The following is a 6,992-nucleotide window of genomic DNA, read 5'->3' as shown; positions in this document are numbered from 1 at the left end:
TGTGTCTGAAGGACGGAAAGTGGTTAAAAAGTAGCCGATGTAAGTCGAGCCAGTAGGTGTTTAGCGGTGTTACAGCCTGAGTGCGGTACTGGCTGAGGTACTATGAGAAATCCAGGCTAGCAGCCAGGGCTCGACAATTAACGCTGGGTGATGGTTTAAACCAGAAAACCTCCTTGGGGCCACTTTGCAATAGAGAGCATTTCAACAGTGTTAAAGAGGCTACCTCAAGAGCTTTGGCTGAAGGAGCCACCCTGATTACCGGCGGCAATATCGCCACTGTAAAAGAGTGCGAAGGCGGTTACTTCTATCAACCAACCGTCCTCGACAATGCAGGGATGTCACAGACGGCTAGCCAAGAGGAAATCTTTGGTCCAGTGCTATCGGTATTACCCTATGACAGCTTCGATGAAGCCCTTTCGTTACTTAACGAAACTGAATATGGGTTAAGCTCAAGCTTTTTTTCAGACTCTCACTCGTTAATTCAGAGATTTCTAGACGAGAGCAAACATGGAATGCTGCATGTAAACAATGGAACAGTACCTGACGTCAATATGCCCTTCGGCGGCATAAAGAAATCTGGTTTAGGTGCATTCTCTGTGGGCGCATCCGCATCAGCTTTCTATACCAATGAGCAATCCGCTTATCTAGCTTGGTGACAGTACTAATAATTAATATAAAAAATCTGTTGGCAACAGATAAATATACCTCCCAACCATAAAAAAAGAGGCATGACCATGAAAACAATCACCAAAAATATCGCCGCGCTAGGCATGTTGACCTTCGCAGCTAGTACTCAAGCAAACACTCCAAATCCTTTTGATTGGCAATCGATCCCGGAAAAGGAAGACCAGATATCCATGCGCTTGGGCCACTCCGTTAACATGGAATGGAGTCCGCAAACTGTGGCACTCAAACGCTTCGCGGAACTAGTCGCAATCTATACTGACAATCACATCAAACCATCGATATTTCCAGGTTCGCAGTTGGGCAGCGAGAAAGAAATGCTTCAACAGGCTCGCCAAGGAATGCTTCAGGTAACTATTCCGGCGACAAATAACATGGCTCAAGTGGCCCCCAGCATGAACTTGCTCATGCTTCCCTACCTCACTCAGAGCACCGAAGAGAATAATTATCTGCTGGATGAGTTAACGCCTATTCTAAATCCTCGCGTAATCGAGGAATCGGGCGTACGCATTGTTGGTTGGGAAAACACGGGCTGGCGACACTTCTTCTACAACTCAGAGAATCCAATAGAAGGACCTGATGACTTGGCAGAGCTAAACATGCGAGTTCCACCAAATCCAATCATGCTTGGAACTTATGAATCTTGGAATGCCTCACCGGCACCAATTGCATGGAATGAACTTTATAGTGCATTACAGCAGGGTGTCGTAGAAGGTGGGGATAATCCAGTCAGCGACATTATAGGAATGAAGTTCAATGAAGTGATAAATCGTATTACACGTCTAAATTACACTCTCCTTACCCATCCTATAGTTGTATCCGAGCGCTGGTTCCAAGGCTTAGAGCCGGAAATTCAAGAGGCAGTATTACGCGCCGGACGCGAGACCACCGAATACGTGCGCTGGTGGCAGCCATTGGATGAAAGCCGTTGGTGGGAAATAGCTAAAGAAGCTGGCGTACAGATAACCGAAATCGAAGATGAAACATCTTGGAAGGAACAGGCTCGTGACTCCTGGCCCAACTACTATGAAATGATCGGAGAGGACGGAGAAGAGCTAGTGGATACTGCATTAAATATTCTTGAAAACTACGAAGAAAGTAACTAATAAAAAGTAATCTCAGCCCCCCTTCAGTTTAAAGTGGGGGCTGATGACTGGTAAAGACCGATGGAGATAAAAATATGCAGGATATACTGAGAAAAACACAGCTAACAATGTGTCATTTCTTCCTTGCTGGAATGGTATTAGTGGTTTTGCTACAAGTTATCGGTCGCCGGTTTAATATTGGAGTAGAATGGACCGAAGAGGTATCTAGGTTTTTTTTCGTCTCCTTCGTATTTATCAGCGCAAGCTATGCAACATTGACCAATTCGGACCTTAGAATAGGTATGTTATACGACCTTCTAGTCCGGTTAATAGGTAAAAAGCCAATGAGGCTTCTTATATTTTTATTGTTAATAACATTCGACTTTATGATGGTAGTGTTCTGTTTTCAAAACTTAATGGATGGAATAAGGTATCCTAGTATTTCTCCATCATTAGGCTTTAATACTAATTATTTATACGCTTTGGTTATGCTCGGATTTTTAATGTCAGCAATAGGCCGACTACTTAATATAAATACTGATGATAAATCAGGGGAGCAACTACAATGACTGACGTACAGTTAATTCTGATTGTTGCCCTACCTCTACTTCTTCTAGTAGGTGTACCTATATATGCGGCAATAGGCTTGGTTGGTTTTGCAGCATCCTGGACCATGGGTAGCGACTTAGTATTTGCTGCCCAAAGCATATTTAATGGTGTAGATAATTTTGCACTATTGGCGATACCGGCTTTTATCCTAGCCGGGAATATCATGGAAAAGGGAGGCCTTACTCACGATATTATTCGTATATTTCGAAAAATGTTTGGTCATGTCCACGGCAGTCTAGGCATTATCACTATTCTATCTTGCATGTTCTTTGCGGCTATTTCCGGTTCGGGACCGGGTACGGTAGCGGCAATTGGATCTATCATGATTCCTTCTATGATACGTTATGGTTATCCAGCACCATATGCCGCCTCAATTACCGCTACCGGTGGTTCGCTAGGCATATTAATTCCACCCAGCAACCCAATGATCATATATGCCATTATAGCTAATGTCTCTATTGCAGATGTTTTCGCTGCTGGTATGATTCCGGGTCTACTGATGGGGATCGTCTTGGTAGCTACTGGCTATTTTACAGCAAAGCGTTCTGGGGCAGTGGTTGCTTCGATTCATGAAGAAGAAGATGGAAGTGATAGCCTAGGTTCACTAATATGGAAGGCGAAATTTGCATTGTTTCTTCCTATCTTAGTTTTAGGTGGTATCTATTCAGGACTTTTCACACCGGTAGAAGCCTCAGTAGTTGCTGTAGCCTATGCATTTTTAGTGGCTAAATTTGTTTACTCTCGTTTAAATATCGCCGCTTTAAATGACGCATTCGTATTAACGCACAAGATTTCTGGTGCCTTAATGATTGTAGTGGCATGTTCAGCGCTACTGGCGAAGGTGATCACCTTTGAAATGATCCCTCAGCAGCTTTCCGAAGCTATGTCTGAGATTTCAACCAATCCTTTGATAATTCTGCTATTGATTAATATATTTTTAATTTTTATCGGAACTTTCATGGAAACAATGTCGGCAATTATAATTCTTGCACCAATTTTAGTACCACTTGTTACATCTCTCGGTATTAATCCGGTGCACTTTGGCATCATTCTGATGGTTAATACTCAGATTGCGTTCCTAACCCCTCCGTTGGGAGTTAATCTCTTCGTAGCAAGTCAAATTTCTCAAGTTCCAATAGAGAAAATTTCTCGCGCTATTCTTCCATTTTTATTCGCTCTTCTAAGCGTACTTGCTCTAGTGACACTTGTACCGCAACTCAGCCTAGCCCTTCCCGAGTTTCTGAGGTCTTTACGCTGATCTTTCCGGGGCACACGGAAAAGTGTGCCCCTTTCGATATGTTGGTTGATTTTTTATTATGATATGTCTCTCACTTCATATGCGGTTAAAGATATATTTCGGGGTGCTGGCCCATTAATTGGATCATGCTGACTATTTGTCCATTTTAAAGAATTACAGCTTATATTAAAAACTCAGTTTAGAGAGCCGTTTTTTGGCACTATATAATATTAGCCCAATTTCTGCCCTGTCAGTAAATATCCAGCGGTGGCTCAACGTAGGATGAACACAAAGAGTAAGCGTTTATTTTGAAATGTCTTGAATCTATGCTAAATAATTTCTTAAAATAACTTCATATTAGTCAATGAAAGGTTGCTTAAAATATTAGAGTCGCTTGCTTATTGGTATTGAAACAGTAAGGAAGCTCTGAAAAACTCACTGCCATCAGCGATAATACGGCTATCGACAACTGCATAGGGTTCAGTGCTGCCATGGATCAAATCACCTTCTCCGAAGCCGAGTAACAGAACAAGAAGCGAAAGACCCGCCGCGAGCTCTTTCTGGAGCGGATGGACAAGATGATCCTCTGGACGTAGCTGGAGAAGAAGGTAGCCCGTTATTACCCCAAGGGCGAGAGCGGGCGGCCTCCGTATCCATTGTCTGCCATGCTCCGCGTCCATTGCATGCAGTTGTTCTACAACCTGAGCGATCCGGCTATGGAAGACGCCCTCTACGAGATCGAGTCCATGCGTCAATTCGCCGGTTTGAAGCTGGACCGATTGCTGGACGAAACCACGATCCTCAAGTTTCGCCATTTTCTGGAACACCACGGCCTTGGCAAGGTGTTGTTCCAGGAAGTGAACAAGCACCTAGAGATAAATGGCCTGATGCTGCGCGAAGGGAGCATTGTCGATGCCACGATCATTTCTGCGCCTAGTTCCACCAAAAACAAAAAAGGCAAGCGCGATCCGGAAATGCACCAGGCTAAAAAAGGGGGCTCTTGGCACTTCGGCATGAAAATGCACATAAGTGTCGACGATAAGCTTGGGTTGATTCACAGCATCGAGACCACGGCTGTCAACGTCCATGACATAGTGTCTGCCGGTCAGTTGCTTCACGGGGAAGAGCAACGCGTCTTCGGTGTTGCCGGTTACCTGGGCATTCAAAAACGAGACGAGCACAAACATCGTAGCGACGTCTCTTGGTATATAGCCAAACGGCCTGGCACCCGTAAGACGCTGGATGCCAGGCGACAGAAAGTCGAAAAGATCAAAGCCAGTATTCGTGCCAAAGTGGAGCACCACTTTCGATACATCAAACACGTTTTTGGTTATGGAAAGGTTCGCTATCGTGGACTGACCAAAAACACCCAGCGGCTGCATTTGTTGGCGGCGTTCAGCAACCTACTAATCAGTGAGAAACACCTGTGGGAATAGGTTTATTGCGCCCGTTTCCCGCTCAATGAGTGGGAAACGGGCAAAAATAGACAAAGAACGGGAGAAGAGTGTCTGAATTTTCGATTTTATTGTCAGCTCAAGCGAGCGTTGATGAATATCGGCAATTATTCGGAGCTTCCCTAAGTCTGGGATTCATATTGTACGGAGAGGAATGCGATTGTTTCTTCCCTTATCACACTCGTTGAAGATGCGATAGCAGCATGTTTGACAAATGATAGGGTTCAGCCTTGATGCTGTGTCGGTGATCGCTGCTTGTGGGACTTCGAAAAATCTCTCTTCTCCAAGCCGCTGTAGGTCTCCTCGCTGGCGCAACTCATCCAGGACAGTACCCTTGAGTGAGCTGATGATTAGGTCGCCGCCCTGCTGACGGAGACGTTGGATTTCTTGGAGCAGCATTTCGATGCTGGCAGTATCGATGAAGTTGATGCCTTTGCCAATGAGGAGCACGTGAATGCCCGGCTCGGCGCTGAGCTCTCGAAGGCGGTGTTGTACATAGTCGCTGGCACCGAAGAACAACGAGCCGTCGATGCGCAAGATCTTCAGTTGAGGACACTGGTCGAGCGAGTAACGTTGGACGTTGCTAAGTTGCCGACGGGGATGGCTCTGTCGAGGTGCCACTTCCAGGACGGTGGGGCGCGAGGTGCGCTTAAGATAGAGCACTAGTGAGAGCAACACGCCGATGTAGATAGCGAATTCCAGTTCTAGAAGCAAGGTGGCCGTCATAGTGGTCGCCAGGATCATGGCTTCGTGGCGGCTGGCCCGGATCAACTGTCCTATATGGTGGAAATCGATCAGGTTCCAGGCTATCAGCAAAATGCTCCCAGCCATGGCAGGCAGCGGTAAATAGGCAGTGAGGCCTGGGAGCAGCACTAGGATTAGAGCCAGGATCACCGCGGCGAAGATGGCTGCCAGCGGACTACGTGCACCGGCATCATAGTTGGCGCCGGAACGGGTGAAGGATCCTGAGCTGGCATAGCAGGAGAAGAAGCCGCCGACGATGTTGGACAGTCCCTGACCGATGAACTCCTGGTTGCCGTCGATCACCTGATGCGAGCGCAGAGCAATGGCGCGGGCGATCGACAACGCCTCGATCAGGCCCAGCAGGGCGATGGCAAAGGCACCAGAAGAAAGTTGGCGTAGGTTGTCTGGCGACAGGTCGGGCAGCGTCAGTGGCGGCAGGGAGCCGGGCAGAGCGCCGACTAGGTTCACCCCGTGCCCCACGCCGTCCAGTAGCAGGCAGGCCAGGCTACCGGCGACCATGCCTAGCAGCAGATGAGGTAAACGCCGATTGAGCCGTCGCGCCAGAAGGGACGTGAGCAGCGAGATCAGGCCGATGGCCAGAGCAAAGGGGTTGGTCTCGGGCAGCAGTTGTATCAGGGCAATCAAGTCTGGCAGGAAGCCCCCTCCAGTGGCAATGGAGGCCCCAAGCAGATGCTTCAGCTGGCTAGACGCGATGAGAATCGCCGCCCCCGCCGTGAAGCCTATGACCACCGTATGGGAGATGAAACTGACCAGGCTGCCCAAGCGCAGAAGTCCCATCGCCAATTGAATCAAGCCGGCCAGCAGGGTGATAGTCAGTGCAATAGCAAGGTATTGGGATGGATCTTGGGCGCCCAGTCCTCCGACCACACTGGCAAGCACGATGGAGATCGCAGCGGTGGGGCCGGACACCATGTGCCAGGAACTGCCAAACAGTGCGGCGACAGCGGCAGGGACAATAGCGGTATAGAGCCCTACCACTGGGGGCAAGCCGGCGATGAAAGCATAGGCGACCCCCTGGGGCAGCACCAGAAAGGCGCCGGTGAGGCCGGCCATCAGGTCGGCGGCAAGAATCCGTCGATTGAGTGCCCTGCACCAGTGGAGGAAGGGCGTGCAGCGTGAGAGTTTGGACTCCATTATGTAAACCTCAAAACAGGTATG

Annotated in this window: 5 protein-coding genes and 1 pseudogene; 5 read left to right on the top strand and 1 reads right to left on the bottom strand. The window is 48.0% G+C overall.

The genetic code is table 11. The features are described from left to right. Positions 1–80: 80 nt before the first annotated feature. From HZS80_RS11285 to HZS80_RS11265, 5 genes and pseudogenes are all read left to right on the top strand, one after another. Positions 81–656, top strand: coding sequence for an aldehyde dehydrogenase family protein (locus HZS80_RS11285; RefSeq protein WP_179916123.1), 576 nt, complete (start codon positions 81–83; stop codon positions 654–656). 78 nt (positions 657–734) lie between these two features. Beyond that, entirely contained in the window at positions 735–1,790 is a 1,056-nt protein-coding gene (locus HZS80_RS11280; RefSeq protein WP_179916122.1) for a TRAP transporter substrate-binding protein, read from the top strand. 74 nt (positions 1,791–1,864) lie between these two features. After that, entirely contained in the window at positions 1,865–2,338 is a 474-nt protein-coding gene (locus HZS80_RS11275) for a TRAP transporter small permease (RefSeq protein WP_179916121.1), read from the top strand. After that, positions 2,335–3,636 (top strand): TRAP transporter large permease, encoded by a 1,302-nt coding sequence (locus HZS80_RS11270; RefSeq protein ID WP_179916120.1) that lies wholly within the window; start codon positions 2,335–2,337, stop codon positions 3,634–3,636. The genes HZS80_RS11275 and HZS80_RS11270 overlap by 4 nt, the downstream gene beginning before the upstream one ends. 539 nt (positions 3,637–4,175) lie before the next feature. Next, positions 4,176–5,051, top strand: a pseudogene (locus HZS80_RS11265) (IS5 family transposase). A gap of 153 nt (positions 5,052–5,204) precedes the next feature. On the opposite strand, the gene HZS80_RS11260 reads toward HZS80_RS11265, so the two are convergent. Continuing rightward, on the bottom strand, positions 5,205–6,968 hold the full coding sequence (locus tag HZS80_RS11260; protein WP_179916119.1) for a SulP family inorganic anion transporter: 1,764 nt from the start codon (positions 6,966–6,968) through the stop codon (positions 5,205–5,207). Positions 6,969–6,992: the final 24 nt, after the last annotated feature.

This window comes from Vreelandella glaciei (assembly GCF_013415125.1).
Taxonomy (GTDB): Bacteria; Pseudomonadota; Gammaproteobacteria; order Pseudomonadales; family Halomonadaceae; genus Vreelandella; species Vreelandella glaciei.
This window is presented reverse-complemented; position numbering and strand designations above follow the sequence as displayed.

What these genes read in the sequence shown, in the direction of transcription:
- HZS80_RS11280 (WP_179916122.1), top strand. Translation starts at nt 735, where the DNA reads ATGAAAACAATCACCAAAAATATCGCCGCGCTAGGCATGTTGACCTTC.
- HZS80_RS11275 (WP_179916121.1), top strand. Translation starts at nt 1,865, where the DNA reads ATGCAGGATATACTGAGAAAAACACAGCTAACAATGTGTCATTTCTTC.
- HZS80_RS11270 (WP_179916120.1), top strand. Translation starts at nt 2,335, where the DNA reads ATGACTGACGTACAGTTAATTCTGATTGTTGCCCTACCTCTACTTCTT.
- HZS80_RS11260 (WP_179916119.1), bottom strand. Translation starts at nt 6,968, where the DNA reads ATGGAGTCCAAACTCTCACGCTGCACGCCCTTCCTCCACTGGTGCAGG.